This is a genomic window from Amycolatopsis coloradensis (genome assembly GCF_037997115.1).
GTDB lineage: Bacteria > Actinomycetota > Actinomycetes > Mycobacteriales > Pseudonocardiaceae > Amycolatopsis > Amycolatopsis coloradensis_A.
Map to the genome: position 1 here is coordinate 7,758,316 of NZ_CP150484.1, position 26,689 is coordinate 7,785,004.

The 26,689-nt window shown below is 71.0% G+C and carries 24 protein-coding genes and 1 pseudogene; 12 read left to right on the forward strand and 13 right to left on the reverse strand.

The window, feature by feature from the left end; all coding sequences use genetic code 11:
* Window positions 1-41 precede the first annotated feature (41 nt).
* Entirely contained in the window at window positions 42-665 is a 624-nt protein-coding gene (locus LCL61_RS36185; protein WP_340683901.1) for a glyoxalase, read from the reverse strand.
* A gap of 435 nt (window positions 666-1,100) precedes the next feature.
* Between LCL61_RS36185 and LCL61_RS36190 the strand changes: the two are divergent.
* Window positions 1,101-1,766, forward strand: a pseudogene (locus LCL61_RS36190) (LCP family protein); the annotation flags it as partial.
* Between the two features lie 5 nt (window positions 1,767-1,771).
* On the opposite strand, the gene LCL61_RS36195 reads toward LCL61_RS36190, so the two are convergent.
* Complete coding sequence (locus LCL61_RS36195; RefSeq protein WP_340683902.1) at window positions 1,772-3,685, reverse strand: Hsp70 family protein; 1,914 nt, start codon at window positions 3,683-3,685, stop codon at window positions 1,772-1,774.
* Window positions 3,686-3,857: 172 nt separating this feature from the next.
* On the opposite strand from LCL61_RS36195, the gene LCL61_RS36200 reads away from it, so the two are divergent.
* Together LCL61_RS36200 and def are read left to right on the forward strand one after the other, a co-directional pair.
* Window positions 3,858-8,519 carry an ATP-dependent helicase gene (locus LCL61_RS36200; protein WP_340688762.1) on the forward strand — a complete coding sequence of 1,554 codons (4,662 nt, stop codon included), beginning with the start codon at window positions 3,858-3,860 and terminating at the stop codon, window positions 8,517-8,519.
* A 37-nt stretch (window positions 8,520-8,556) separates the two neighbouring features.
* Entirely contained in the window at window positions 8,557-9,057 is a 501-nt protein-coding gene (gene def / locus LCL61_RS36205) for a peptide deformylase (protein ID WP_037343240.1), read from the forward strand.
* A 63-nt stretch (window positions 9,058-9,120) separates the two neighbouring features.
* Here the strand turns inward: def and LCL61_RS36210 are convergent, their stop codons facing one another.
* The 4 genes from LCL61_RS36210 to LCL61_RS36225 all read right to left on the reverse strand — a co-directional run bounded on the left by LCL61_RS36210 (window position 9,121) and on the right by LCL61_RS36225 (window position 12,530).
* Entirely contained in the window at window positions 9,121-10,272 is a 1,152-nt protein-coding gene (locus tag LCL61_RS36210; RefSeq protein WP_340683903.1) for a GNAT family N-acetyltransferase, read from the reverse strand.
* A 94-nt stretch (window positions 10,273-10,366) separates the two neighbouring features.
* Window positions 10,367-11,035: a VOC family protein gene (locus LCL61_RS36215; protein WP_340683904.1), complete on the reverse strand. Its 669-nt coding sequence runs from the start codon at window positions 11,033-11,035 to the stop codon at window positions 10,367-10,369.
* 127 nt (window positions 11,036-11,162) lie between these two features.
* Window positions 11,163-11,927 carry a maleylpyruvate isomerase family mycothiol-dependent enzyme gene (locus LCL61_RS36220; RefSeq protein ID WP_340683905.1) on the reverse strand — a complete coding sequence of 255 codons (765 nt, stop codon included), beginning with the start codon at window positions 11,925-11,927 and terminating at the stop codon, window positions 11,163-11,165.
* Between the two features lie 120 nt (window positions 11,928-12,047).
* Window positions 12,048-12,530: an SAV_6107 family HEPN domain-containing protein gene (locus LCL61_RS36225; protein WP_340683906.1), complete on the reverse strand. Its 483-nt coding sequence runs from the start codon at window positions 12,528-12,530 to the stop codon at window positions 12,048-12,050.
* Window positions 12,531-12,751: 221 nt separating this feature from the next.
* Here LCL61_RS36225 and LCL61_RS36230 point away from each other — a divergent pair, with 221 nt between their 5' ends.
* Both LCL61_RS36230 and LCL61_RS36235 read left to right on the forward strand, forming a co-directional pair.
* Complete coding sequence (locus LCL61_RS36230) at window positions 12,752-13,282, forward strand: YbaK/EbsC family protein (RefSeq protein ID WP_340683907.1); 531 nt, start codon at window positions 12,752-12,754, stop codon at window positions 13,280-13,282.
* Window positions 13,279-13,842, forward strand: a complete 564-nt coding sequence (locus LCL61_RS36235) for a GNAT family N-acetyltransferase (RefSeq protein WP_016332697.1) — start codon at window positions 13,279-13,281, stop codon at window positions 13,840-13,842. The genes LCL61_RS36230 and LCL61_RS36235 overlap by 4 nt, the downstream gene beginning before the upstream one ends.
* On the opposite strand, the gene LCL61_RS36240 is transcribed toward LCL61_RS36235, so the two are convergent.
* The 3 genes from LCL61_RS36240 to LCL61_RS36250 form a co-directional block, all read right to left on the reverse strand.
* The gene (locus tag LCL61_RS36240) at window positions 13,839-14,720 is read right to left on the reverse strand and encodes a DMT family transporter (protein WP_340683908.1); all 882 of its coding nucleotides are present in this window, start codon (window positions 14,718-14,720) and stop codon (window positions 13,839-13,841) included. The genes LCL61_RS36235 and LCL61_RS36240 overlap by 4 nt on opposite strands.
* 304 nt (window positions 14,721-15,024) lie before the next feature.
* Window positions 15,025-16,710 carry a DUF885 domain-containing protein gene (locus LCL61_RS36245; RefSeq protein WP_340683909.1) on the reverse strand — a complete coding sequence of 562 codons (1,686 nt, stop codon included), beginning with the start codon at window positions 16,708-16,710 and terminating at the stop codon, window positions 15,025-15,027.
* Between the two features lie 42 nt (window positions 16,711-16,752).
* On the reverse strand, window positions 16,753-17,637 hold the full coding sequence (locus LCL61_RS36250; RefSeq protein WP_340683910.1) for a methylenetetrahydrofolate reductase: 885 nt from the start codon (window positions 17,635-17,637) through the stop codon (window positions 16,753-16,755).
* A 135-nt stretch (window positions 17,638-17,772) separates the two neighbouring features.
* Here LCL61_RS36250 and merB point away from each other — a divergent pair, with 135 nt between their 5' ends.
* Window positions 17,773-18,450 (forward strand): organomercurial lyase, encoded by a 678-nt coding sequence (gene merB / locus LCL61_RS36255; protein ID WP_340683911.1) that lies wholly within the window; start codon window positions 17,773-17,775, stop codon window positions 18,448-18,450.
* Here merB and LCL61_RS36260 read toward each other — a convergent pair.
* Window positions 18,447-18,752 carry an AzlD domain-containing protein gene (locus LCL61_RS36260; RefSeq protein ID WP_340683912.1) on the reverse strand — a complete coding sequence of 102 codons (306 nt, stop codon included), beginning with the start codon at window positions 18,750-18,752 and terminating at the stop codon, window positions 18,447-18,449. The two genes, merB and LCL61_RS36260, sit on opposite strands and share 4 nt — an antisense overlap.
* Entirely contained in the window at window positions 18,749-19,483 is a 735-nt protein-coding gene (locus tag LCL61_RS36265; protein ID WP_340683913.1) for an AzlC family ABC transporter permease, read from the reverse strand. The genes LCL61_RS36260 and LCL61_RS36265 overlap by 4 nt, the downstream gene beginning before the upstream one ends.
* Before the next feature lie 47 nt (window positions 19,484-19,530).
* On the opposite strand from LCL61_RS36265, the gene LCL61_RS36270 reads away from it, so the two are divergent.
* The 5 genes from LCL61_RS36270 to LCL61_RS36290 all read left to right on the forward strand — a co-directional run bounded on the left by LCL61_RS36270 (window position 19,531) and on the right by LCL61_RS36290 (window position 24,476).
* Entirely contained in the window at window positions 19,531-20,079 is a 549-nt protein-coding gene (locus tag LCL61_RS36270; RefSeq protein ID WP_340683914.1) for a CGNR zinc finger domain-containing protein, read from the forward strand.
* A 122-nt stretch (window positions 20,080-20,201) separates the two neighbouring features.
* A complete protein-coding gene (locus LCL61_RS36275; RefSeq protein ID WP_340683915.1) occupies window positions 20,202-21,293 on the forward strand; it encodes a polyprenyl synthetase family protein in 1,092 nt (363 codons plus the stop codon).
* The gene (gene crtI / locus LCL61_RS36280) at window positions 21,293-22,768 is read left to right on the forward strand and encodes a phytoene desaturase family protein (protein WP_340683916.1); all 1,476 of its coding nucleotides are present in this window, start codon (window positions 21,293-21,295) and stop codon (window positions 22,766-22,768) included. Before LCL61_RS36275 ends, crtI begins: the two co-directional genes overlap by 1 nt.
* Window positions 22,765-23,694: a phytoene/squalene synthase family protein gene (locus tag LCL61_RS36285; protein WP_340683917.1), complete on the forward strand. Its 930-nt coding sequence runs from the start codon at window positions 22,765-22,767 to the stop codon at window positions 23,692-23,694. Before crtI ends, LCL61_RS36285 begins: the two co-directional genes overlap by 4 nt.
* Window positions 23,691-24,476: an LLM class F420-dependent oxidoreductase gene (locus LCL61_RS36290; protein ID WP_340683918.1), complete on the forward strand. Its 786-nt coding sequence runs from the start codon at window positions 23,691-23,693 to the stop codon at window positions 24,474-24,476. Before LCL61_RS36285 ends, LCL61_RS36290 begins: the two co-directional genes overlap by 4 nt.
* A 62-nt stretch (window positions 24,477-24,538) precedes the next feature.
* Here the strand turns inward: LCL61_RS36290 and LCL61_RS36295 are convergent, their stop codons facing one another.
* Window positions 24,539-25,099 carry a CGNR zinc finger domain-containing protein gene (locus LCL61_RS36295; RefSeq protein WP_340683919.1) on the reverse strand — a complete coding sequence of 187 codons (561 nt, stop codon included), beginning with the start codon at window positions 25,097-25,099 and terminating at the stop codon, window positions 24,539-24,541.
* A gap of 22 nt (window positions 25,100-25,121) precedes the next feature.
* Here LCL61_RS36295 and LCL61_RS36300 point away from each other — a divergent pair, with 22 nt between their 5' ends.
* Complete coding sequence (locus LCL61_RS36300) at window positions 25,122-26,288, forward strand: MFS transporter (protein WP_340683920.1); 1,167 nt, start codon at window positions 25,122-25,124, stop codon at window positions 26,286-26,288.
* Here LCL61_RS36300 and LCL61_RS36305 read toward each other — a convergent pair.
* The gene (locus LCL61_RS36305) at window positions 26,257-26,625 is read right to left on the reverse strand and encodes an Rv2175c family DNA-binding protein (RefSeq protein WP_126734959.1); all 369 of its coding nucleotides are present in this window, start codon (window positions 26,623-26,625) and stop codon (window positions 26,257-26,259) included. The two genes, LCL61_RS36300 and LCL61_RS36305, sit on opposite strands and share 32 nt — an antisense overlap.
* Between the last annotated feature and the right edge of the window lie 64 nt (window positions 26,626-26,689).

Here is a 26,689-nt window from a genome sequence, read left to right on the forward strand (position 1 = left end):
TCCTTGGTAAGCGGCGAGCGGGGGCATCCGGTAGTGGCACATCAGGACTGGGCGGCGAGAGTCGAGGTCTCCCAGACGAAGCCGTCGAGGTCGGTGAACGGGGCGGTACCGCAGATCGCGATGCGGTGCGAGCCGGTGCCCTCCGGGGACACGCCGGCGTCCTTGGCCAGGGCCTTGCGCTTGTACAGCGCCAGCTTCACGGGGCTCGAGCCGGATTCGAACTCGACGTACACGCGGCCGAAGCTCTTCCCCACGGTGAGGCCGTGCTCGACGTAGAACTTCTTGCTCGCGGCCACGTCGGCGACGCCCAGCAGCAACACGATGGCGTCGAATTCGCGGGCCGCCGGTCCGGTGTTCTTCTTCGCCGAGGTGGCGATCTTCCAGATCGCGCCGTCCGGGGCCCGCACGGTTCCGCCGTAACCCCACATCGACTTCGCGGCGGGCTTGATCACGGTCGCCCCGGCGGCGACGGCGGCGTCGATGAGCGCGTCGGCGTTGGCGGGCTGGGAAACCATGAGGGAGAGGGTGTAGCCGCGGAAGCCGGTGGACGGCTCCTGCGAAGCCCGCAGACGCAGCTCGGGGCCGAGCCCGAAGGCGGTGGTGTAGAAGCGTTCGGCGGCCTCGGTGTCGGCCACTTCGAGGGTGATGGCGTCGATGAAGTTCATGCCGGTAACGCTATTTCGCGGCGGGCTTCCGGTGCTTCTTGATTCCTGATCGGTCGTATCAGCACTGGTCAGAGGCCTGCCGGAGGGCGATCTGGGTCGATCGGGGGGAGGGGACACTCGACCCAGGGCTACCGAGGCGGCAGGGGCAGCCCGTAGTCACCGGGGTCGTGAGTGGCGTGTCGGGTTAGAACCCGAAACGCCAGATCGGAAGANGACCGCGTGGAGTACCCGCCTCGGAATGGGCATGGGGATCGACGTCCCGCCCGGCCTAGGCAGGACGCGCCCGGACGCGTTCCTTCCCGACCGGCCCCGCCCCGGGGTGCCCGCCCGGCGCCCGCCCGTCAGGCCGCGGGCATGCCGCCCCGGCGCCCGGCACCGCGCCGGCGGTCGTTCCGCGGCCCCAAGATCGCTCTCGGGCTGGTCTCGCTGCTGGTGATGGGCCTGACCGGGTACGCGTGGGCCGCGATGGACGGCCTGACCTTCGCGAACGTCGGCATCGGCGCGGACGAAGGCGAGAAGCCCGCCGACGGCGCCCGCGACATCCTGCTCGTCGGTCTCGACAGCCGCACGGACGCGCAGGGCAACCCGCTGTCGAAGGAAGTGCTGGCCCAGCTGCGCGCCGGGCAGGCCGACGGCGAGCTGAACACCGACTCGCTGATCTTCGTGCACATCCCGAACGACGGCTCCAAGGCCGTCGCGATCTCGCTGCCGCGCGACTCCTACGTCGACATCCCCGGCGGCTACGGGAAGCACAAGATCAACTCGGCCTACGCCCGCGCGATGCTCGACGAGCGCAAGAAGCAGCAGGAGAACGGCGTCTCCGACCCGAAGGAACTCGACCAGAAGGCCAACGAGGCCGGGGCGAAGACCCTGATCAAGACGGTCGAGCAGCTGACCGGCTCGACCATCGACAACTACGCCGCCATCAACCTGCTGGGCTTCAGCGAGATCACGCAGGCCATCGGCGGGGTCGACGTCTGCCTCAACAACGACGTCAACGACCAGTTCTCCGGCGCGAAGTTCACCAAGGGCCCGCACACCATCTCCGGCGTCGAGGCGCTCGGCTTCGTCCGGCAGCGGCACGGGCCTTCACGCGCGAACAGTGGCTATTCGCCCGGCTGGACGCTCTTTTCGAAGTAGTCGGCCAGCTCGCCCGGCGTCGGGTTCTGTCCTTCGGCCGGGACCTGGTAGATGAAGCCGACCAGCGGCCGGTCGGTCACGGTGAACACCAGCACGGCGGCGTTCCGCCCGGCGGCCGAGGAGTACTGGCCTTCCAAGGCGTTGCCTGCCCACTTGGCCTCGGTCCGGTCCCCACCGGCCGATTTGAGCAGTCCGTCGGTGTAGGCCTTGAGCTTGTCCGCGGAGTCGCTCTGCAGATAGGTCACCTGGGTCCCGGCTCGGCCCGGCGCGGAGCAGGTCGACGTCACGCCGAGGTCCTCCGCCGGTTTCGCCGGCCCGTTGCCCATCCCGGGTTTGCAGTCGCCGGTGTCGGCGATCTTCCCTGCGAGCTGGCGCAGGCAGCCGGTGAGGCCCTTGTCGTCGGCCGCGCCGGGCACCTTGCATTCGTCTGCCGTGTACGTCGTCACCGACGAGGACGTCAGGAAGTACGTGAGCCCGGCGGCGAGCAGCACGACGACGGCCACGATGGCGCCGATGACGAGCGGCTTCTTTTTGCGCGCGGGCGCCTTGTCACCGGAGGTCTGGCCGGCCAGCGAGTACGTCGGGAAATTCGTCGGCGCTGGCTGCTGCACCTGCTGCGGGCCGCTGTTCGGGTAACCCGACTGGGGGAAACCGCCGGACTGGCCGGGGCCGCCGCCCGTATACCCCGGGATCGACGCGACCTGCTGCGGCGGCGGCGCGTACGGGCCCGAAGCACCGGGCCCGACCTGGTGCTGGCCGGTTCCCGCGGCGACCTGCCCTTCGACGCCCTGCGTGCGCGAGCTGATGCCGTCGGAAGCGACGTGCTGGGCGCCGAGCGCGACCGCGGTCTCGGGCTGGTCCAGGCTGCCGGGGACGACGCCGAGCTTCTCCGCGATCAGGCTGCCGACCAGCGGGAGACGGCTCGAACCGCCGACGAGGTAGATACCGGCGAGCCGGTCCGGGGTCATCCCGGCCGAGCGGACCACCCGGGACATCAGCTCGACACTGCGCAGCATCGACGGCCGCACCAGCGCTTCAAGCTCGCCTCGCGTGACGAGGACGTCCTCGAACGGCTCCGGCATCGGGACCTCGGTCTGCGGGTGCCGCGAGAGGGCTTCCTTCGCCGCCTTCACGTCCTCCTGCAGCGCGCGCCGCGTACGACGGTCCGGAGTGGACTCGGGTCGCAGGACCCGCTGCCAGCGCTGGGGATCCTTGTGCGAGACCTCGCGGCCGACGTGCACCAGCAGCGCCTGGTCGACGTCGAGGCCACCGAGGTCGGGAAGGCCGTCTTCGGCGACGACGGTGAAGCCGCCGTTCGGGGTCGCGCCGACGATCGCGACGTCGAAGGTGCCGGCGCCGAGGTCGTACACGGCGAGCGCCTGACCGGGAGCGAGCGTCTTGCCGGGGAACGACGCGAAGTGCGCGGCCGCGGCGACCGGCTCGGGAACGAGCACCAGGTTGCCGCCCATCCCGGCGAGCCGGGCGGCGGACAGCAGCACGTTGCGGCGGGTCGGGCCCCACTGCGCGGGGTGGGTGAGCCGGACCTCGTCGGGCAGGTCCCCGCCGAGCTGGCGGGTGGTCTCGTCGAGGACGCGGCGCAGGATCGCGGCCAGCACCTCGCTGACCGGGATGACGTCGGTGCCCAGCAGGAGCGTCTGCTCGTCGATGCGGCGTTTGGGGTTGGGCTCGAAGCGGGTCGGGTCGAGGCGGGCGCGGCGCTCGGCGTCCCGGCCGACCATGATCGTGCCGTCCTCGGTGGCGAACACCGCGGACGGCATGTTGGCCGAACCGTCGACTTCGACCACGCGCGGGGGCCTCCCGTGCGCCGAAAGGACGGCCACGGTGTTGGACGTCCCGAGGTCCACCGACAGGATCCGCACAGCTCATACCCCTTCACAGACGAACGGCGGCCGCCCCAGTACCGATCCGGCCGCGCTGGCGGTGATGCTCCCATGAGCGAGGTCACCGCACGTGCGGAACCCGCCGAACTCGTCCCCGACCGGGTGCCTCGTCACAGCCCTCGGAGCGAAACTGTCGGTGGTCCGGCGCAGTATGGAGGGCGTGGCACACGTACTCGACCTCTTCTCCCCCGCGACCAGGGACTGGTTCACCGGGGCCTTCGCCGCGCCCACCCGCGCGCAGGAAGGGGCCTGGCGTGCCGCGCACGCGGGGGAACACGCGCTGGTCGTGGCCCCCACGGGGTCGGGCAAGACGTTGTCGGCCTTCCTCTGGGCGCTGGACAGGCTCTCGGTCGAGCCACCGCCGTCCGAGCCGCGGAAACGCTGCCGCGTCCTCTACGTCTCGCCACTGAAGGCGCTGGCGGTCGACGTCCAGCGCAACCTGCGGGCACCGCTGGCGGGTATCTCTCAGGCGTCGCGGCGGCTCGGGCTGCCGGTCCCGGACATCGGCGTCGGCATGCGCACGGGTGACACCACCGCCGCCGAGCGGCGCTCGTTCGGCAAGACCCCGCCGGACGTGCTGGTCACCACGCCGGAGTCGCTGTTCCTGATCCTCACCTCCTCCGCCCGCGATTCGCTGCGCGGCGTGGAGACGGTGATCATCGACGAGGTGCACGCGGTCGCGGGCGGCAAACGCGGCGCGCATCTGGCACTGTCCCTGGAGCGGCTCGACGCCCTCCTGGAGAAACCCGCCCAGCGGATCGGGCTGTCGGCGACCGTGCGGCCGATCGACGAGGTCGCCTCGTTCCTGGCGGGCGGCAGGCCGGTCACCATCGTTCAGCCGAAGCTCGCGAAGACGATCGAGGTCCGCGTCGAGGTCCCTGTCGAGGACATGTCCAACCTCGACGGCCCCCAAGGACCGAAGCAGAACGAAGACCTCGACGCGGGCCTCGCGCGGCTGCCCGGATCACTGGAGGACATCGACGGCGCGCCGCGGCGGCCGTCGATCTGGCCCGCGGTGGAGGAACGTGTCCTCGAACTGATCCAGGCGCATCGGTCGACGATCGTGTTCGCCAACTCGCGGCGGCTCACCGAACGGATGACCGCGCGGCTCAACGAACTCGTCGCGGAACAGAGCGAACTGGAGCCGGATCAGCGGTATCCGGCCGAGGCGATCGGCCAGTCCGGGCTCACCACCGGCGCGGCGCCGGTGATCGCGCGGGCGCACCACGGTTCGATGTCGCGCGAGCAGCGCACCCATGTGGAAGAGGAACTCAAGTCCGGGCGGCTGGCGTGTGTGGTGGCGACGTCCTCCTTGGAGCTGGGCATCGACATGGGCGCCGTCGATCTCGTCGTGCAGATCGAGGCGCCGCCGACGGTCGCTTCGGGACTGCAGCGGGTCGGCCGGGCCGGGCACCAGGTCGGCGCGGTGTCGAGCGGGGTGATGTTCCCGAAGTTCCGGGGCGACCTCGTCTCCTGCGCGGTGGTGGCGGAGCGGATGGCGTCCGGGGCGATCGAGGCGGTGCGGTACCCGCGGAATCCGCTGGACGTGCTCGCGCAGCAGGTCGTGGCGATGGTGGCGCTCGAATCGTGGACCGTCGACGAGCTGGCCGCTCTGGCCCGCCGCGCGGCGCCGTTCGCGTCCCTTCCGGACGACGCGTTGCTGGCCGTGCTCGACATGCTCGCCGGCCGGTACCCCAGTGAGGAGTTCGGCGAACTGCGCGCCCGGATCACCTGGGACCGGGTCACCGGCGAACTGCACGGCCGTCCGGGGTCGCAGCGGCTGGCGGTGACCTCGGGCGGCACGATCCCCGACCGCGGCCTGTTCACCGTGATGACGCCGGGTTCCGACGGCAAGCCCGACTCTGCTGATGGCCCCTCAGCGGGAAAGCGTACTTCGGGGAGCCGCGTGGGCGAGCTCGACGAGGAGATGGTCTACGAGTCCCGCGTCGGGGACACGATCCTGCTCGGCACCTCCTCCTGGCGGGTCACCGACATCACCCACGACCGCGTGATCGTGGTCCCCGCGCCGGGCGAGCCCGCCCGGATGCCGTTCTGGAAGGGCGACGCCCCCGGCCGCCCGCTGGAACTGGGCCGCGCGCTGGGCGCCTTCGTCCGCGAACTGTCCACTTCGGATCCGTCGGCGGCCAGGGAACGCGCGGCCGTCGCCGGGCTGGACGAGTACGCCTGCGACAACCTGCTGGCGTACCTGGAAGAGCAGAAGTCGGCCACGCGGCATGTGCCGAACGACAAAACCGTGCTGCTGGAACGGTTTCGCGACGAGCTGGGTGACTGGCGGGTCATCCTGCACTCGCCGTTCGGCGCGCAGGTCAACGCGCCGTGGGCACTCGCGATCGCGGCCCGCCTGCGGGAGAACCGCGGGGTCGACGCCCAGGTCGCGCATTCCGACGACGGCATCGTGCTACGGCTGCCCGAGGCGCTGGACATGGACGGCGCCGAGGTCACCATCGGCGTCGAGGACGTGCTGCTCGATCCGGAAGAGGTCGAGCAGCTGATCGTCGCCGAGGTCGGTGGTTCCGCGCTGTTCGCCGCGCGGTTCCGGGAATGCGCGGCACGGTCGCTGCTGCTCCCCCGCCGGGATCCGCGCCGCCGCACCCCGCTGTGGCAGCAGCGGCAGCGCGCGTCCCAGCTGCTTTCGGTCGCGGCCAAGTACGAGCGTTTCCCCGTGGTACTGGAGGCGATGCGGGAAGTCCTGCAGGACGTGTACGACGTCGGCGGGCTGCGTGAGCTGATGACCGACGTCCGGTCTCGCAAGGTCAAGCTGGTCGAGGTCGAGACACCGTCGGCGTCCCCGTTCGCGCGCAGCCTGCTCTTCGGCTACGTCGGGATGTTCCTGTACGAGACCGACGCCCCGCTCGCGGAACGGCGCGCGGCGGCGCTGGCACTGGATTCGACGCTGCTGGCCGAACTGCTCGGCACCGAGGCGATCCGCGAACTGCTGGACGCCGAGGTCGTCGCCGAAGTCGAGCGCTCGTTGCAACGCCTCGATCCGGACAGGCACGCCCGCAACGCCGAAGACGCCGCGGATCTGTTGCGGTTCCTCGGCGATCTCTCGATCGAGGAGGCCGCCGCGCGCGGCATCCAGCGGGAATGGCTGGAGGAATTGGAGGCCGCGCGGCGGGTGATCCGGGTCCGTATCGGCGGCGGCGAACGCTTCATCGCCATCGAGGACGCCGGCCGAGTACGAGACGCGCTGGGCACCGCGCTGCCCGTCGGGGTGCCGGAGGCGTTCACCGAACCGGTCGAGGATCCCGTCGGTGACCTGCTGTCGCGCTATTCACGCAGCCGCGGCCCGTTCAGCGCCCGGCAGGCGGCCGAGCGGTTCGGCCTCGGGACTGCCGTGGTCACCGGCGTACTGGACAGGCTGACCGCGCAGGGCAGGCTGGTCCGCGGCGAGCTGAGCCCCGTCGGGCATCCGGAGACCCACGGCGTCGGGATGGAGTTCTGCGACGCGTCGGTGCTGCGCAGGCTCCGGCGGGCGTCACTGGCCCGGCTGCGGGCCGAGGTCGAACCGGTCGAACCGGCCGCGCTGGGGCGGTTCCTGCCTTCGTGGCACGGCATCGGGGCGCGAGTGCGGTCGGCGCCGACGGCGGACGACGTCCTGTCCGTGGTCGAGCAACTGGCCGGTGCCCCGCTCCCGGCGAGCGCCGTCGAGTCGCTGATCCTCCCGAGCAGGCTGCCCGGCTACACCCCGTCGCTGCTGGACGAACTCACCACGGCGGGCGAGGTCACCTGGTGCGGCTGCGGATCCCTGTCCGGCGGGGACGGCTGGCTGGCGCTCGCCCCCACGGACGTCGCCGATCTGCTGTTGCCGGATCTCGACGACGATCTGCCCTCCGGCCCGCTCCACGAGGCCATTCTGTCCACTTTGGAGGGTGGAGCGCAGTTCTTCCGTCAGCTCGTGGACCGGGTGTCGCCGATGGTCGAAACCCCGCCCGGCGACGGCGAAGTCGTGGCGGCGCTGTGGGATCTCGTGTGGGCCGGTCTGGTCACCGGGGACACGCTGGGCCCGCTGCGGGCGCAGGTCTCCGGTTCCGGCGCGGCGCACAAGCCACGGCGACAGGCTCCTCGCGGCCGGTACGCGCGGCTTCGGGCCGGGCGTCCGGCGATGCCTTCGCGCACAGGGCCGCCGACGGTGGCCGGCCGCTGGGCACTGGCCCCGGGACGCGAAGCCGATCCGACCAGGCGCGCGCTGGCGCGGACGGAGGCCTTCCTGGAACGGCACGGCGTCCTCACCCGCGGCGCCCTCGATACCGAGCGTGTGACGGGCGGTTTTTCGGGAATCTACAAGGTTTTACGCGGCATGGAGGATTCGGGGCAGGTCGTCCGGGGGTACGTGGTCGAAGGACTCGGCGCGGCGCAGTTCGCGGCGAAGGGCGCCGTCGACAGGCTGCGCGCGCAGTCGGGGAACCAGCGCACCACCACCGAAGGCGCCGTCGTCCTCGCCGCCGCCGACCCGGCCCAACCCTACGGTGCCGCGTTGCCATGGCCTGCCGCGACAGGAGACACGAAGCACCGTCCGGCAAGGAAAGCGGGCGCGCTGGCCGTGCTCGTGGACGGTATCCCGGCGATGTACGTCGAACGCGGCGGCCGGTCGCTACTGAGTTTCACCGAGGATCAGGACAGGTTGCGCTCGGCCGCGCGGGCGCTGTCCACGGCGGTGCGGGAAGGCTGGCTGGGGCAGCTCGCGGTGCAGAAGGCCGACGGCGAGGTGGCGCTCACTTCGGAGCTTTCAGCCGTCCTTCAGGAGGCGGGTTTCCGGGCGACTCCCAAGGGGCTGCGCCTGCGGGCCTAGAATCACCGCTCAGACCTGCGGAGAAGGACGTTCGACCATGGTGATGCGCGACCTGCGCTATTTCGGGGATCCCGTGCTCAAGACCGTATGCGACCCGGTCACGACATTCGACAAGAAGATCGAGTCGCTGGTGACCGATCTGATGGACGGGGTGAAACCAGCCGGGCGCGCGGGTCTCGCGGCGCCGCAGATCGGGGTCGGGCTGCGGGTGTTCAGCTACGACGTCGGCGGACTGAGCGGGTACGTGATCAACCCCGAGATCGTCGAGCTGTCCGAAGAAACACACGAGATCGGCGAGGGCTGCCTGTCCGTGCCGGAGCTGTGGTTCCCGGTCGTCCGCGCGAAGCACGCCGTGGTGCGCGGTGTCGACCTGCGTAACGAGCCGGTCGAGGTCGAAGGCGTCGACGTGCTCGCCCAGTGCCTGCAGCACGAGACCGATCACCTCGACGGCAAGCTGTACCTGGAGCGCCTCACCCCCGAACGCAAGAAGCGCGCGTTGGGCGAGGCCCGCGGCAAAGACTGGTTCTGGAACCGCTGACCCACTCCCGCATTTCGTCCTCTGAATGCGGTGGTTGGTAACCGAACTACCGCGTTCAGAGGACTAAATGCGCGGGTCGGGGAGCCGGAAGCGCAGGGTGCCGGGGTCGCCGGGGGCGCGTTCGGGCCGGAGCCCCACACGGGTGGCGGTGCGGTGGAGGGAGTCGTCGCCGGGCAGGCAGACTGCGGTGAGTTCGCGCTCCCCCTTGGCCACGGCCAGAGTGGCGAGCCGGGCGAGCAAAGCCGTGCCGATGCCTTGGCGCTGCCAGGAATCCTCGACCAGGAGCGAGACTTCGGCCGCGCCGCCCTCGGCAGCCGGGATCAGCTGGCCGAGACCGATCACGTCACGGCCGCAGGCCGCGAGCAGGCTGATCCCGCGCGGCGGCATCAGGAGCCGGTGCAGCCAGCGACGCGGCACGGCGCGCATTCCGGTGTGATAGCGGTGGAAGAGCGTCGTCATCGAGCATCTCTGGTGCAGCGCGGACACCGCTTCCGCGTCACCGGGGACGCCCTTGCGCAGGACGATCGCGGTGCCGTCGGCCCGGTCGAGCACGATCGNCGCGTCACCGGGGACGCCCTTGCGCAGGACGATCGCGGTGCCGTCGGCCCGGTCGAGCACGATCGGACCGGTCACGTTGTCGCGGACGGCGGTGGTCAGGCCGACCAGTGCGACGGCGCGGCTCAGTTCCAGTTCGACGAACGGTGACCACCGGCGGCGCGCGACGAACGCGGCGCCGTCCCCTGCCGGGAACACCGCGCGGTGCCCGCCTTCCGTGCGGGCCGGGTTCGCCTCGATCGACGGGACCTTGGTGACTACGTCGGCCGCGAGGACGCCGCGGAGCACTTCCGCGAGGCCACCGGGCTCCTCGACAGCCCTCTTGGCCGCGGTGAGCGTCGCGGTGGCAGGGTCGACCAGTTCGGCCAGATCCGCGTCGATGACGGCGGAGCATTCGCATCCTTCGTCGCGGATCGCGTCGATGAGCAGTTGGCGCGGCAGACCGGTGGCCGGCCGCAGGACGATCTCGTCGAGCACGCCTCCGGGGACCGGGAGCACCGACAGTCCGAGGATGTTGCATTCGAGGTCGGCGAGCCGGATCGCGATCCTGGCCAGGGTGCCGGGCCGGTCGTCCACGCGGATCCGGACACGCCATGCCGACGCGGCCGCGGTCTCTTCGCCGGGATGGACCAGGGTGGGCCGGGCTCGATAGGTCTCCATGACTCCACGGTCCCGGCCGGTTGTTGCCTGCCCACGGCGCGGGTGTTTCGCTCAGGTCAGCGTTCGACGCCACCGCGCAACCCCGGCGAAACACTCAGCGGGGAGAAAGCACGCTGAACTCGTTGCCCTCCGGATCCACCATCGCATCGCCACGCTGCCCTGACGCGCCCAGCTCCCGCAGGCGCCGGACTTCGGCCGCCCGGCTCTTGCCTCGCCGTGGCGCGATCTCGAACCGCAGCCTGTTCCTGTGCCGTTTCTCCTCCCGCGTGGCGAGGAACTCGATCCACGGGCCGCGGCCGTCCGGTGGCCGCAGGCCGACGATCGCCTCTTCCCGGACGCCGACCTCCCAGCCCAGGGAGGCCGCCCAGAACCGCGCCAGCCGCTCCGGGTCGAGGGCGTCGGTGACGACCGAAGCGATCGCGCCGGTGCCCTCGTACTGTTCGCGCGGCTCGAGGACGCAGAACTCGTTGCCCTCGGGGTCCGCGAGCACCACCCACGGCACCCGTTTCTCCTCCGGCGGGCCCTGGCCGATGTCGATATGCCGTGCGCCGAGGGACAGCGCACGGTCCACCAGCTCGGCCTGGTGCTCGGGCGAACGGCTCGCCAGATCCAGGTGCAGGCGGTTCTTGCCCCGTTTGGGGCCCGCCTCGGAGCGGAACGCCGGTTGGAACGGGGCGTCCCAGCTGAACAGCCCTTCCCAGAAACCCGCCAGATCTCTGGGAAGGGCCGAGTCGAAGACCAGGTTCACCAGCTGTGCTGCCACACCGGTGAACCTAGACGGCACCACCGACACTTCTGTGCGTCTCAGGTGAACCGGAGTTCGGTCGCTTCTCAGGCACATCGTTAGCTCCGCCGACTGGCGTGACCGGTTTGGCTTCCCCACCGACCGGTCATCGGGTCGCGAGCCGCAGAAGGGCCCAGAGTTGTCCCGCCATGTCCTGGTCTCCGCTGACCGTCACCGCCGTCGGACCCGCCCGGCCCCAGAGCCAGCGGTAGATCTTGTCCGGCTTCCCGGTGATCAGGTCGTCCGCGCGCTGGGCTTCCTCGGCCGAGCACCGCCAGGCGACCGTCTCCGTGGGCCCCGCCCTGGCGATCCAGGTGTGGCCCGCGGTGCGCACGCCGACCGAGCCGGTCTTGGTGCCGGACAGTCCGAGCAACGGCAGCCGCTGGCCGAACCAGAGCACCAGCGCCTCGTCGATCCCGTCGAGTGCCACGTCTTCGGGGATCTCCGAGACTTCCCGGCCTGCCGCGCTCTCCGCGTCGATCCGGTGGATCGTCGTCTCGTGCGCCATCCGCCGCCGCCAGAACCCGTAGCTGCGGTCCGCCGGCCACCAGGTCGGCGCCAGTTCGTCCGGGTCGTGGGCGGACAGTTCGGCGACGAGTTCGTCCCTGCCCTCGCGGAAGTACTCCTCCAGGTGCTGTCCCGGCCCCGGTTTGCGCTGCCAGTGCTCGGGACGCCGTCCGTCGGTGATCCAGCGGCGGGTGACCCGGTACACGCTGCCCACGTGCCTGAGGACCTCGCCGAGCGTCCAGCCCGGGCAGGTCGGGACCGGCGCGTCGGCGGACGCGGTGTGCGCCACCTGGGCCATCAACTCGGTTTCGGCGCCGATCACTTCCAGGAACCTGCCCTGGTCGATCATGGCCTGCCCGGCCATCGGGCACCCCCTCTCCGTGGCGGCTCTGTCCATAGGTGAACCCGCGTCCGCGATCGGCGTCGCAGGGCGCTGGCTGGTCTTTCAAGTCACGAAGGAAACCCAGCTCCGCCAACAGGCTGCTCAGGCCACATGCGCCGAGTCACCCATCGGCAGCCCGTGCACCACCCGTCGCACCAGTTCCAGGAACACCGTGGCGGCCCGGGTCAGCTCGTCCGCCAGCTCGACGGTGACCTTTCCGGTGATGCCCGCCTGCGCGGCGGCCCGCGTCGCCGAATTGGCCGCGAAGAACGCCGCCCATTCCTTCAGCTCGGGCGCGACGGAGTCGAGCAGTACCCAGCCACTCGCCGGCCGGGCACGGCCCCGGTGCGGACGGCCGCGGGCCTCCAGTACCGCCGCCGCGCCCCGCAGCGCGGCGAGATACGCCCCGATGAACCGCTCCGCGGGATCGCTCTCCCGCTCTGCTTCGGCGAGCCCCCGCCTCGCCTGTGCGTACAAGGAGACCGCCGCGGGTGGTGCCGGCGGGCGCAACGACATCGGCAGGGCGGGCTGCGCGGTGCCCCCCGGCCTCTCGGCTTCGTCGGGGGACACGACCGAAACGGACATGACGACCCTCCTCCTGTACGTGAGCGCCGGCCGGTGCCCGGCGCCGAGGCGCTTCCCCCGCCCCCGCGCCGGGCACCTACCGGTGCGCGCTCACCGAATGTCGAACGTCTGTTCGAACAAGTCCAATGTAACCCCGAAGTGCCCCTTTCCTCAACCCCGTACCGGGGTGATCGCCGCATGTGGTGCGGGACACGGCCTTGGTCACGTGATCTCATAGGCGTATGAGCACCATCGACCGGTCCGGTCATCCCTCGGTGGCCAAGGTCGCGGCCGCGCTCGCCGAGGCGGGCCAGCACGCCGCCGCCGACGGGATCCGGATCCTCCCCGCCGAAGTCCGCACGGCCGCGCAGGCCGCCGAAGCGCTCGGTGTCGAGGTCGGCGCGATCGCGAACAGCCTCGTCTTCCGCAGCCGCACCGGCGACATCGAAACGGCCCTGCTCGCCCTGACGTCGGGCGCGCACCGCGCCGACACCGGGCTGCTGGCCTCGCTGACCGGAGCCGACGAGATCGGCAAGGCGGACGCGGAGTTCGTCCGCGCGCACACCGGGCAGCCGATCGGCGGCGTCGCCCCGGTCGGTCACCCGAAGGCGTTGACCACCCTCGTCGACACCGCGTTACGTGCCCACGAGGTCGTCTGGGCCGCCGCCGGGCATCCGAAGTCGGTGTACCCCACGACGTTCGACGGCCTCGTCGCGCTGACCGGGGGCACTCCCGCGGACGTCGCGGGCGACGGGCAGGATGGGCGCCCGTGACCGCGATGTCCTCGGAATGCACCCGTTACGTCCAGCTGTCCGCGGACGAGTTCCGCGCCCGGCTCCCCGAGGCGCTGACCATCTACGTCAACGCCATGCGCTATCCCGAAGGCACGGCGGAGCAACGCGCGCCGATGTGGCTCACGCACGCGCTGCGCGAAGGCTGGCGCTGCATGGCCGCGCTCGACGCGGACGGCGTCCTGCTCGGGCTCGCCTACGGCTACAAGGGCCGCGGCGGCCAGTGGTGGCACGAACAGGTTCGCCACGGCCTGACCCGGCGTGAGGGCCAGGCCGCCGCCGAGCACTGGATGTCCGACTACTTCGAGCTCACCGAGATCCACGTCAGCCCCGAAAGCCAGGGGAAGCGGATCGGCGAGGACCTCCTGCGACGGCTGCTCGACGGCGTGCCCAGCGCCCACGTCCTCCTTTCCACGCCGGAAGGCACCAGCCGGGCCTGGAACCTGTACCGGCGGGTCGGCTTCGTCGACGTGCTGCGGGACTACCACTTCGCCGGGGATCCGCGGCCGTTCGCGATCCTCGGCCGGACGCTGCCGCTCTAGGGTTTCGAGTAGGCGACCGTGAGCGCGGCGATGAGCACCACCGCGCCGCACCAGCCCACGGCGCCGAGCCGTTCCCCGAGCACGGCCATGGACAGCAGCGCGGCGGTCAACGGTTCGAGCAGGGCGGACAACGCGGCCAGTACGGGATGCGCGCTTTCGAGACCGCGGAAGTACGCGGCGTACGCCAGCGCCGTCGGCACGACGCCGAAGTAGACGACGAGCGCGAGCACGTCGGCCTGAACCGGCACCGCCATCCCGAACCACAGCGCGGCCGGGGCAAGCGCGGCGCCGCCGATCAGGCAGCCGAAAGCCGTGGTGGGCAAGGGATCGAGGCCTTCGACGCGGGTCGCGGTCACCAGCGTCAGCGCGGCGAACCCAGCCGCTGCGAGCAGGGCGAACACCACTCCGGCGACGTTGACCTTCTGTCCGGGCGTCCACTGCAGCAGCGCGAGCCCGACGAGGGACCCGGCCACGGACACCGCCGTCCACGCTCCGGGCAGCCGGCGGGTCTTGACGGCCGTCGCGACGGCGAGCAGGACGGGCGCGCTGCCGATGGTGGTCATCGTCGCGACGCTCACGGAACTCAGCGAGACCGCGGCGAAATAGCTGGTCTGGAAGAGGGCGAACAGCCCGCCGACGGCGAGCAGACGGCGGCGGACCTCAGGAGTGCGGGGGAAACCGCGGAGGCTCCCGGTGAGCCAGAGATAGCCGGTGGCGATCACGCCGCCGATGAGCAGCCGGTACGCGGCGACACTCAGTGGATGGAGGCCCGCCCGGGAGGCGAGCAGGGATCCGGCGAGACCGCCGGTCCCCCAGAGGACTCCGGCGAGGACGAGCGCGGCCGACGATCGGGCGCGCGTGGGTACGGCAACGGACATGGGGAAACGCTCCTGCGTCTGTGTCTGTCGGAAAGGACGTCGACGACGCGGGGTGCTTCAGTGCAGCACGGATCGGCCGGGCGGCTGGAACGCCGCGCGGCCGGAGACACCCCGCTCAGGCAGCGGGGGGTGGGGTGACGAGAAAGATCCGGTGCACGAGAAGGAACGTATCAAGGCTTCGGGTACGGAGGCACGTGAATTGCGGCACTGGTCGGGTGCCCGGCAAGTGCAATGAAGGGGCCTTTCATAGCAAATTTTGCTATGAAAGGCTCCTTCATTGCACGAACAGTGGCCCCGCGGGACCTCAGTCCAAGGCCGCGAGCATCTCCCGCAAGGTGTCCAGCCCCATCCCGCCGAGCGCCAGCGCCCGCGTGTGGAACTGCTTGATGTCGAACGCGTCGCCCTGCCGCGCGCGGGCCTCGTCGCGGGCGGTGAGCCAGAGCCGTTCGCCGAGCTTGTACGACGGCGCCTGCCCCGGCCAGCCCAGGTAGCGGTCGATCTCGTCGTGCACGTGGGCCGGGTCGGTGACGGTCCGGGTGAGCATGAACTCCAGTCCCAGTTCGGGCGTCCACCGCTCGCCCTCGTGGAAGCCGGTACCCGCCGGGATCTCCAGCTCCAGGTGCATGCCGATGTCGACGATCACCCGCGCGGCGCGGAACAGCTGCTCGGACAGCATGCCGAACAGTTCACCGTCGTCGGCGAGGAACCCGAGGTCCTCCATCAGCCGCTCGGAGTACAGCGCCCAGCCCTCGGCGTGCCCGGAGGTGAACGCCAGCAGCCGCTGGTACTTGTTGAGCGACTCCGACTGGTCGACCGCGGTCGCGATCTGCAGGTGATGACCCGGCGCGCCCTCGTGGTAGACGGTGCTGACCTCGCGCCAGGTGGTGAACTCGTCCCGGCCCTGCGGCAGCGACCACCACATGCGGCCGGGGCGGGAGAAGTCCTCGCTCGGGCCGGTGTAGTACGCGCCGACGGTGCCACCGGGCGGGGCGATCTTGCACTCCAGTGCCATCACCCGGTCGGAGATGTCGAAGTGCTTGCCGCGCAACGACTTCAGCGCGTTGTCGGACAGGTTCTGCATCCAGGCCTGGAATTCGGCCCGGCCGCGCACGACGTACTTGGGGTCGGCGTCGAGGACGGCGGCCGCCTCGGCGAGGGTGGCGCCGGGTTTGATCCGGCCGGCGACCTCGCGCATCTCCGTCTCGATACGGGTGAACTCGGCCCAGCCCCAGGCGTAGGCCTCGTCCAGGTCGAAGGTGGCTCCGGTGAACAACCGGGACCACAGCCGGTAGACCTCGGCGCCGACGGCGTCCTTGACCGGCGCCAGCGGGGCGAGTTCGGCGCGGAGGAAACCGGCGAACTCCGCGTACGCCTCCTGCGCGGCGTGAGCGGCCTGACCGAGTTCGGTGCGGAGCTTCTCGTCGACGTCCTTCGCGCCCGAGACGAGAGTTTCGAAGAAACCGGCCTCGTCCTTCAGACCGGCCCAGGTTTCCGCCTGTTCGGCGACCTTGCCGACCTGCCGCAACGCCGAAACCCGGCCGGCGTCCGCGGCCGCGAGCAGCGAGGCGCGGAGACCGTCGAGCGCTTCGGGCACCCTCGCCATCCGGGCGGCGATCGTCGCCCAGTCCTCCGCGGTGTCGGTGGGCATGAAGTCGAAGACCATGCGCAGTTCCTGCACGGGGCTTTCGATCACGTTCAGCGCCGCGATGTCGAGACCCGCCTCGTGGATCTCCAGGTGCAACCCGATCCGCTCGGTGAACACCGCCTTGGCCGCGCGCTCGCCGTCGTCGGCGGGTTCGGCCGCTTCGATGTCGGCCAGCGCACGGGCGGCGATGGCGGCCCGCGCCGCGTGCCCGGCGGGCGAGTAGTCGGTCAGCTGGTCGTCGTATCCGGAGATGCCGAACGTCGTCGCGGCGACCGGGTCGGCCGCGGCGTAGTCGTCGACGTACCGGTCACAGATCTGGTGCACACTTCGCGCGGTTGAAGCCATGACCGGCACGCTACCGGGACAGCGGGCGACTTCGGTACGGAGTTACGCGCGGGCCGGGACCAGCCCGAGCCTGCTGACCACCTCACGCGTGGCCTTGGACCGGTTGAACGTGTAGAAGTGCAGGTCGGGGACGCCTTCGGCGATGAGCCGCTCGCACAGTTCGGTCACCGCGTCGATCCCTTCGGCGCGGAAGGCCTTGGGGTCGCCGGCCAGCGGTTCGAGCCGGTCCAGCAGCCGCCGCGGCGCCGGCGCGCCGGACAGCTTGATGGACGTGTGCAGTGTCCGCGGCGTGGTCAGCGGCATGATGCCGGGGATGACCAGCGCCTCGCAGCCGGTGGCCGCCACCCGGTCGCGCAGGCGGAGGAAGTCCTCCGGCTCGAAGAACAGCTGCGCGATCGCGAAATCCGCGCCGGCGCGAAGCTTGCGCACGAGGTACTCGGTGTCGGCTTCGAGGTTCGCCGACCGCGGGTGGCCGTACGGGAAGGCCGAGACGCCGACGCAGAAGTCGCCGAGCGAACGCACCAGCTCGACGAGCTCCTCGGCGTAGTTGAGCCCCTCCGGATGCGGGACCCAGTCGCCGTAGACGTCGCCAGGCGGGTCGCCCCGCAGCGCGAGGATGTTCCGCACGCCGACGGCGGCGTACCAGCCGATGACGTTGCGCAGTTCCGCGACCGAGTGGTTCACGGCGGTGAGATGCGCCATCGGCACCAGCGTGGTTTCGGTGGCGACGCGGGCGATGCTGCGGATCGTGCCGTCCCGGCTGGAGCCGCCGGCGCCGTAGGTGATCGACATGTACGCCGGGTCCAGCGGCTCGAGTTCCCGGATCGATTTCCACAGCACGGCCTCGTCTGCCGCGTCGCGGGGCGGGAAGAACTCGATGGAGAACACGGGTCCATCACCCTGCAACCGCTCGACCACCGAAGTCATTCCGCCATTTTAGGGGGGAATGTCCGCTGGCTGGGAGCCCCTCTCAGGCTATGGGCGTGCGACTTCAGCCACGTACGAGCGGTTGCCGAGTGGAGCCGGGCTGGGGAGACTCGGTGACGAGCACAGGGAGCCGCCATGAGCGCCGAAACCGACACCAGCTGGGATGAGGACGTCCGCGTCGCGGTCTACCGCGCGTTCGCCGAGCACGGGAGGCCGCCGACGTCCCCCGAACTGGCCGACGCCGCCCACGGATCACTCGCGGTGGCGAAACAGGCACTGCACCGGCTGGCGAAGCGACGGCATCTCGTGCTCGACGAATGCGAGCACGTCGTGCTGGCGCATCCGTTCGCGGCGATCCCGCTGGGATTCTCCGTGATGGGCGCGCACACGCTGTGGTGGGGCGGCTGCGCGTGGGACGCGTTCGCGATCCCCCATCTGGTCAAGGCCGAACCCGAGGTGCTGGTGTCCACGCGCTGCCGCGGCTGCGGCGAGCCGCACGCCCTGCTGGTGAACGACCGCACTCCGCCGAAGGGTGGGTTGGTCGCGCACTTCCTGGTGCCGATGGCGCGGATGTGGGACGACGTCGTGTACACCTGCGGCAACCAGCGCCTGTTCTGCGGTGAGTCCTGTGTGGACGGATGGCTGGCGGAAACGGGGCAGGACAAGGGATACGTCATGGATCTGGCGACGCTGTGGCGGCTCGCGGCGGGGTGGTACGAGGGCAGGCTGGAGCACGGGTACACCCGCCGGGATCCGGCCGCCGCGGCCGCGTACTTCGCCCGGGCCGGGTTGAGCGGCCCGTTCTGGAGCTAGACCAGGAAGCGCAGAACGGCGGTGACGACGACCCCGCAGAGGATCGCGGCGAGCACCGGCACGCGCAGCGCGTAGGTCACCGCGATCGCGGCAAGGCCGGCGCAGAGGGTCCAGTCGAGCCCGGACCAGGCCGGACCGGCCACGTCCGTGAGCACGAGACCGGCCAGCAACGCGGGCGCGAGCAGCGCGATCACGCCCGCGAGCCGCGGCGGCAGCGTCCGATCGCCGAGCAGGACCGGGCCCGCCGCCTTGAACCCGATGCTGACCAGCGCGACGAGGACGATGGCGAGCCAAAGCGTCATCGCCGCGCCCCCAGTCCGAGCAGCGCGGCGGCGGAGGCGCCGATCAGCGCGAGCCCGACCGGGACGAACAGCACCAGGATCCCCGCCAGGCAGGCGGCAAGGGCCGCGGTGAGGACAGCCTGGCGCGAACGGCGGAGTTCGTCGACGAGCAGGACCAGGAAGAAGCCGGGGAACACGACGTCGAGCCCGAACCGCGAGACGACGTCCAGTGGCGGCGCGGCCAGGACACCGAGCACCGTCCCCAGCACCCAGGCGGGCAACTGGACGACCGTGCAACCGATGAGCTTTTCGCGATCGAAGCGCCCTTCGCCGAGGTGGGCGGCCACCCACGAACCATCGACGACGGCCTGGCCCTCCCACGCGCGGCGCAGGCGTCCACCGCGCAGATCCGAGGCGACGGCGGCGCCCATCGGCAGGAACCGGGCGTTGATCAGGGCCGCCGCGCCGACCGCGACGGCGAGGTTCCCGCCGCCCGCGAGCGCGGTGGCCATCGCGAACTGGGCCGAGCCGGAGAACACGAGGATCGACGCGACGATCGGGGCCGCGATCCCCCAGCCCAGCGTTTGGCTGTACGCGCCGAAGGTGACACCGAGAACGANGATCGGGGCCGCGATCCCCCAGCCCAGCGTTTGGCTGTACGCGCCGAAGGTGACACCGAGAACGAAGGTCGCGACACCCAGCCCGAGCCCGATGCGGGCGCCGGCCAGATAGTTCCGCCGGAGCGTCGTCATGACCTCGACACTAACAAGCTAAACTGCTTTTGACCATTAGGAGAATCATGGACGGCCACTGGAACGGGTACGACAGCATCGGCGGAAGCGTGCCGTTGGACCTGGTCAACACCGTTTCCTGGCGGCGCGATCCGGCCCGGCGGGAAGACCGGCTTTCGACCCCGGACCGACTGTCCGAGTGGGTGGTCCTGGTCGGCGCCGGCACCGAACGGCTGGAGATCCCCGAAGCCGTCCTGGAGATGGTGAAGGCCTTCCGCGAGACGCTGTATCGCGTGCTCGTGTCGGATCCACCGGACACCACACCGCTGCGGAAGCCCCTGCTCGCGGCGTATCGGCACGCCGAGCTCGCGCCGTCCCTGCCGTTGCGGTGGACGGTGCCGCTGACGGACGACGCCGCCTTGCCGCACTTCCTCGCGCTGGAGGCCGAGGAACTGCTTCGATCCGAGAAGCTGGAACGGATCCGCGAATGCGAGGGCCCGGGCTGCGGCTGGGTCTTCACCGACCACACGCGCAACCGCTCAAGGCGCTGGTGCAGTTCGTCGGACTGCGGCAACCGGGCGCGGGCGAAGCGGCACTACGACAAGACGCGCGTTTAGTCCTCTGAATGCGGTCCTTGCGCGTGCAACTACCGCATTCAGAGGACGAAACGCGGCGAGTTCCGCCACATTCGAAGGCACCCGACTGGGTCACGGGGATGTGCTTCCCGGAGGATGTGCTCATGGACACGTCCGCCTACGACGCCGATCTGCCCGCCCACGTCGAGCGGGCGCTGGCCGGGTTCCTCGAGCGCGCCGGTGCCGAGATCCGCCGCACCGAACCGGTCGTCGGGGTCGGGATCGACGCGCTGGCCGGGTTCGTCCTCGGCGGCGGCAAGCGCCTGCGCCCGACCTTCGCCTGGTGGGGCTGGCGCGGCGCGGGCGGCGATCCGGCGGGGCCGGACGTCGAAGGCGTGCTGCAGGCCGTGGCGAGCCTGGAGCTGATCCAGGCGTGCGCGCTGATCCACGACGACCTCATCGATTCCTCCGATTCGCGCCGCGGTTCCCCGACGGTGCACATCGCGGGCGCCAAACTGCACGCCGACAGCGGCTGGCTGGGTTCGCCGAGCACGTTCGGGCTCGCGACCGCCGTCCTGGTCGGCGACCTCGCGCTGGCCTGGGCCGACGACATGTTCGCCGAGGCCCCGCTGCCGCCCGCGGCCCTCGCGGCGGCGCGGCCGGCGTGGCGCGCGATGCGCACCGAGGTCCTCGCCGGCCAGTACCTCGACGTCCGCACCCAGGCCACCGGCGACGCCTCCCCCGAGGCGGCGCTGCACATCTGCAAGCTCAAGACGGCCGCGTACACCGTCCAGCGCCCGCTGCACCTCGGTGCCGCGCTCGGCGGCGCCGACGACGCCCTGATCGCGACGCTGCGCGAGTTCGGCGACGAGGTCGGCGTGGCGTTCCAGCTGCGGGACGACCTGCTCGGGGTGTTCGGCGACCCGTCGGTCACCGGCAAGCCCGCGGGCGACGACCTGCGTGAGGGCAAGCGGACACTGCTGGTCGCGCTGGGTCTCCAGGGCGCGGCCGAGCAGGGCAAGGACGCGGCGGCGAAGGTCATCTCCGACGCCATCGGCGACGCTCACCTGTCCGAAGACGCCGTCGAGACCGTGCGCGAGGCGCTGCAGGACGTCGGCGCCGTCGAGGCGGTGGAACGCCGCATCGACGAGCTCACCGACTCCGCGATGGCGACGCTGGACCGCGCTCACCTGGCCGAACCCGCTCCCGCCGCGCTGACCGGGCTGGTCGTCAAGGCGACCCAGCGGACGTACTGATGCGCACTGTCACCGGTCCGAGTGACCACGTGGTGGTGATCGGTGGCGGGCTCGCCGGGCTGTCGGCGACGCTGCACCTGCTCGGCGCCGGCCGCCGGGTGACCCTGCTGGAGCAGGACAAGAGCCCGGGAGGCCGGGCCGGTCAGGCGGATTTCGGCGGCAACACCGTCGACACCGGTGCCAGCGTGCTGACCATGCCGGAACTTCTCGACGAGGCCTTTTCCGCGGTCGGCGAATCCCTGGCGGACAACCTCACGCTGACCCGGCTCGACCCGGCCTACCGCGCGAGGTTCGCCGACGGCAGCACGATCGCCGTGCACACCGAGGCGGCGGCGATGGAGGCCGAGATCCGCGCGGCCGCGGGCCCTGCCGAAGCCGACGGCTACCGCAGGCTCCGCCGCTGGCTGACCGAGCTGTACGCGGTCCAGAAGGACCACTTCATCGGCGCGAACTTCGATTCCCCGCTCGATCTCGTCCGCCCGGAACTGGCGAAATTGGCCGCCCTGGGCGGTTTCGGCCGTCTCGGCCCGAAGATCGGCCGGTTCCTGCGCGACGACCGGGTGCGCCGCCTGTTCTCCTTCCAGGCGCTCTACGCGGGCCTCGATCCGGCGCGCGCGATCGGCGCGTACGGCGTCATCTCCTATATGGACACCGTCGGCGGGGTCTACTACCCCTCGGGCGGGATGGGCGAGATCGCGCGGGCGATGACGAGCGCCGCCGAGCGCGCCGGGGCGGAACTGCGGTTCGGCACCGAAGCCGCTTGGCTGGAAAGGGTTTCCTCGCGGGTACGCGCGGTGCGGACCCGCTCGGGCGAGCGGATCCCTTGCGATACCGTGGTTCTCGCCACCGAACTCGGCACCGCCTACCGGTTGCTCGGTGCCCGCCCCCGGCGGCCGCTGCCGCTGCGGTACTCGCCGTCGGCCGTCGTCCTGCACGGACACGCGCCGGACTCCTGGCCGGATCTGGGCCACCACACCATCTTCTTCGGTCACGCCTGGGAAAAGACGTTCTCGGAGATCATCCGCGAAGGCAAGCTGATGAGCGACCCGTCGCTGCTGGTGACCCGGCCGACCGCGACCGAACCGGGCCTCTCCCCCGGCGGCGGCCAGGTGATCTCGGTGCTGGCCCCGGCGCCGAACCTGCGCCGCGGCAAGATCGACTGGCGCCGGGTCGGTCCCGCCTATCGCGCGGAACTGGTGCGCACACTGGAAAAGCGCGGCCTCACCGGGTTCGCGGACGACTTCTCCGTCGACGAGGCGATCACCCCGGCGGGCTGGGCGGAGCGCGGGCTCACCGCGGGCACACCGTTCTCGCTCGCGCACACCTTCGCCCAGACCGGCCCGTTCCGGCCGGGGAACCTCGTGCGAGCGGCGGAAAACGTCGTACTGGCGGGCTGCGGGACCACACCGGGCGTCGGAATCCCTCCGGTGGTGATCTCCGGCAGGCTCGCGGCGGGAAGGGTCACCGGCCGATGAACGAACTCGACGCCGCGGGGATCACCGAGCCGTCGTTGCGGGCCGCGTACACCGAATGCCGCCGCATCAACGCGCATTACGGCCGCACGTTCTTCCTCGCGACCCGGCTGCTGCCGGCGCGGACGCGTCCGTTCGCGCACGCGTTGTACGGCTTCGCGCGGATGGCGGACGAAGTGGTCGACAACCCCGCGCCCGGCACGGATCCCGCGGTCGCCCTGGACGAGGTCGCCGTCATGGTCGCGCGGGTCTTCGACGGCGGCACGCCCGCCGATCCGGTGCTGACCGCGCTCGCCGACACCGTGCGGCGCCACGACCTGGACCGCGAGCTGTTCGACGCCTTCATGCGGTCCATGGCGATGGACCTCAAGAACACCGAGTACGCGACCTACGCCGATCTCCGGGAGTACATCCACGGTTCGGCCGAGGTGATCGGCCTGCAGATGCTGCCCGTCTTCGGCACCGTCGTCCCGGTCGCCGAAGCCGTGCCGGGCGCCGCCGCGCTGGGTGAAGCGTTCCAGCTGACCAACTTCCTGCGCGATGTCGGCGAAGACCTCGACCGGGGAAGGCTGTACCTGCCGACCGAGGAGCTGGCCGCGTTCGGCGTCGACCGCGAACTGCTCGAATGGTCCCGTGCCCGCGGGCTGCCCGACCGGCGGGTGCGGCGCGCGCTCGCCGTCGCGGTGGCACGCAACCGGGCGGTGTACCGCCGCGCCGAAGCGGGCATCCCGTTGCTGCGCGCGGAATCCCGCGACTGCGTGCGGACCGCGCTCGTGCTCTACGAAGGCATCCTCGACGAAATCGCGGCACTGGGTTACGACGTGCTGAACACCCGCGCGGTCGTCCCGCGCCGTCGCCGGCTGGGAGTCGCACTGCCGAGGATGCTGGCGAGCGCGTGGAGCAACTCCAGGCTTAGGCTGCGAACATGACCACTGCTGCGAACAGGAAGATCCGGATCGGTGTCCAGCTGCAACCGCAGCACGCCGAATACAAGGCCATCCGCCGGGCGGCTTCGGAGGCCGAAGACCTCGGCGTGGACATCGTCTTCAACTGGGACCATTTCTACCCGCTCTACGGTGAGCCCGAGGGCCTGCACTACGAGTGCTGGACCATGCTGGGCGCCTGGGCGGAGTCCACATCGCGGGTCGAGATCGGCGCGCTGGTGACGTGCAACAGCTACCGCAACCCCGAACTGCTCGCCGACATGGCCCGCACCGTCGACAACATCTCCGACGGACGGCTGGTCCTCGGCATCGGCTCCGGCTGGTTCGAGAAGGACTACGACGAGTACGGCTACGAGTTCGGCACCGCGGGCGGGCGGCTCGACAACCTCGCCGAGGCGCTCCCGCGGATCGAAAGCAGGCTGGGCAAGCTGAACCCGCAGCCGGTCCGGGACATCCCGGTGCTGATCGGTGGCGGCGGCGAGAAGAAGACCCTGCGCCTGGTCGCGAAGCACGCCGACATCTGGCACGGCTTCGGCGACCCGGAGGTCGTGGAGCGCAAGGTCAAGATCCTCGACCAGCACTGCGCCGACGTCGGCCGGGACCCGAAGGAGATCGAGCGTTCGGTCGCCGTCGAGGGTGAGCCCGAGGAGCTGGGCCCGAAGCTGCTGGAGCTGGGCGTCTCGCTGTTCACCGTGGCGACCGGCGGTCCGGACTACAACCTCGACAAGCTGCGGTCCTGGATCGCTTGGCGGGACAAGCAGGGCTGAGCCCCGCTTCCGGCGTGCAATGAAGGACGCTTTCATAGCAACTTTTGCTGTGAAAGCGTCCTTCATTGCACCGCAGGCGACTTGCGCCGGTGAGCGGCGACCCTCTCCCGGGTGGCGCACCGCGTCGAGCAGTACCGCCGCGGGCTTCCCCCGCCCAAGTGCACGAAGGGCTTCCCGCAGCCCGAAGCCGCACACAACCCACCCGGCGGCGCCTGACGGTCCGCCAGCAACACCGCCAGCGCCAGCGCGGACGACGTCACCAGCCATGCACTCCACGGCCCGTCGTCGTCGGCGTCCACGTGGAGGTGCCAGCCGAACCCGTCGGCGTGATCGGTCAACCGCGGCGGATGCGCGTAACGAGCCAGCAGCCGGTTGAGCACTCCGGCCGCCTCCGCGACATCCCGCGCCGCGAAGACGTCGCGCAGTTCCGCGGCCGCCTCACGCAACGAAGCCACGTCCAACGGCTTCAACTCGACAGAGGTCTCGCCGTGCGCCTCGAGTACGGCGCGAACCGACGCGACCGACGGTTCCGGCGCCAGCAGCACCGTCAGCAGATCCACCGCCCGTTGCGCCGCCGCCCGAGCCGAACGGCCCGGCAGGAAATCCCGCTGCGCTGAAGTCATATCCCACTGTAACGTCTTGTCCATGAGAGGCCGTTACGGACTCGCCGCCTACTTGACCGGCGCGACGATCGCCAGGACCGGCGACGAGCTGTCCGGGCCGGCGTTGCTACTGCTCGGCATCGGTGTCGACGGTTCGGCCGCCACCGGGTCCGCGCTGCTCGCGGGCCTGACGATCTCCGCGGCGGCGGGCGGGCCACTGCTCGGCGCTCTGCTCGACCGCAGTCCCAGACCAGGCCGATTGCTGGCGTGGGCGCTTCTCGCCTACGCGGGCGGGCTCGGCGCGGTGCTCGCGCTGGTCGAAATCCCCGCGGCGATCCCGGTGGCCGTCGCGGCCGGGCTGCTCAACCCGGCCTTGGCGGGCGGGTGGACGGCGCAGCTGCCGAACGTCCGCGGCGAGACACCGCTGACGAGGGCCAGCACCCTGGACGCGATGACGTTCACCGCCGCGAGCCTCGTCGGTCCGGGACTCGCCGGCCTCGTGGCCGCGTACGCCGGAGCACCGGCGGCGGTGGCTGTCGCGATCACGCTGGTCGCCGCGGCCTTCCCGGCCGCGTGGTCGCTCCCCGCGGTCGAGGCGACACCCGCGACACCGATCCGCCGTCAACTCGCCGACGGGTTCGCGGTCCTCTTCCGCAACCGCACCCTGCTGCGCGCCACCGCGACGTCCACGATGTCCTTCGTCGGCATCGGGGTCGCCATCGTCTGCTATCCGCTGCTCGGCGCCCATCGGCTGGGGAATCCGGGCATCGGCGCGCTACTGCTCACCGTGCTGGCCGCCGCGTCACTGGTCGCGAACGCGGTGCTGGCCCGCAGGCCGCCGCCGCCGGATCGCACCGTGCTCGCCAGCACCGTCCTGCTGGGCGCGAGCTTCCTGCTCGCGGCATCAGGGCACGACATGGTGACTCTGCTGGCCGCCGCCGTGCTCGCCGGATTCGCCGAAGGACCGCAGCTTTCGGCGCTTTTCGCCATCCGGCATCGCGAAGCGCCCACGCGAGTGCGGGCTCAGGTATTCACGACGGCGGCGAGCGTGAAGATCACCGGGCTCGCGGCGGGTGCCGCGCTCGCGGGGCCGCTGAGCGCACTCTCCGTAACCGCCGCGCTGAGCGCCGCAGCGGGTTGCCAGCTTCTGGCGGCCGCGACGTTCGTGCTGGTCAGAGCTAGAACGCCATCGCCTGCGCGCGTCGCTTGACCTCGGTGCCGTGGCTGGTGCGGAGCGCGTTGACCGGAGTGGTCCCCGGCAGGGTCTCGTCCGCGGCGAAGAGCCAGCGCAGCATCTCCGTCCGGCTGAAACCGGCGTCCGCGAGCACGGTGATGGTGCCCGCCAGGCCCTTGACCACGCCGTCCTTGACCAGGAACGCGACCGGGACGTACAGCTCGCCCTTCCGCCGGACGGCGATCAGGTGGCCGTCGCGCAGCATCTGGCGGACCTTGTTGGCCGAGACGTTCAGCGCGGTCGCGACCTCCGGAACCGGGAGAACGGCCACATCTGCATCGAGAACGTCGTCGGCGACGGGAATACCACTCACAGGTGACACTGTGCCACATTCCGTCTCCCGCTCCGTTAGTACGCATGGGTGACGACCCGGACCA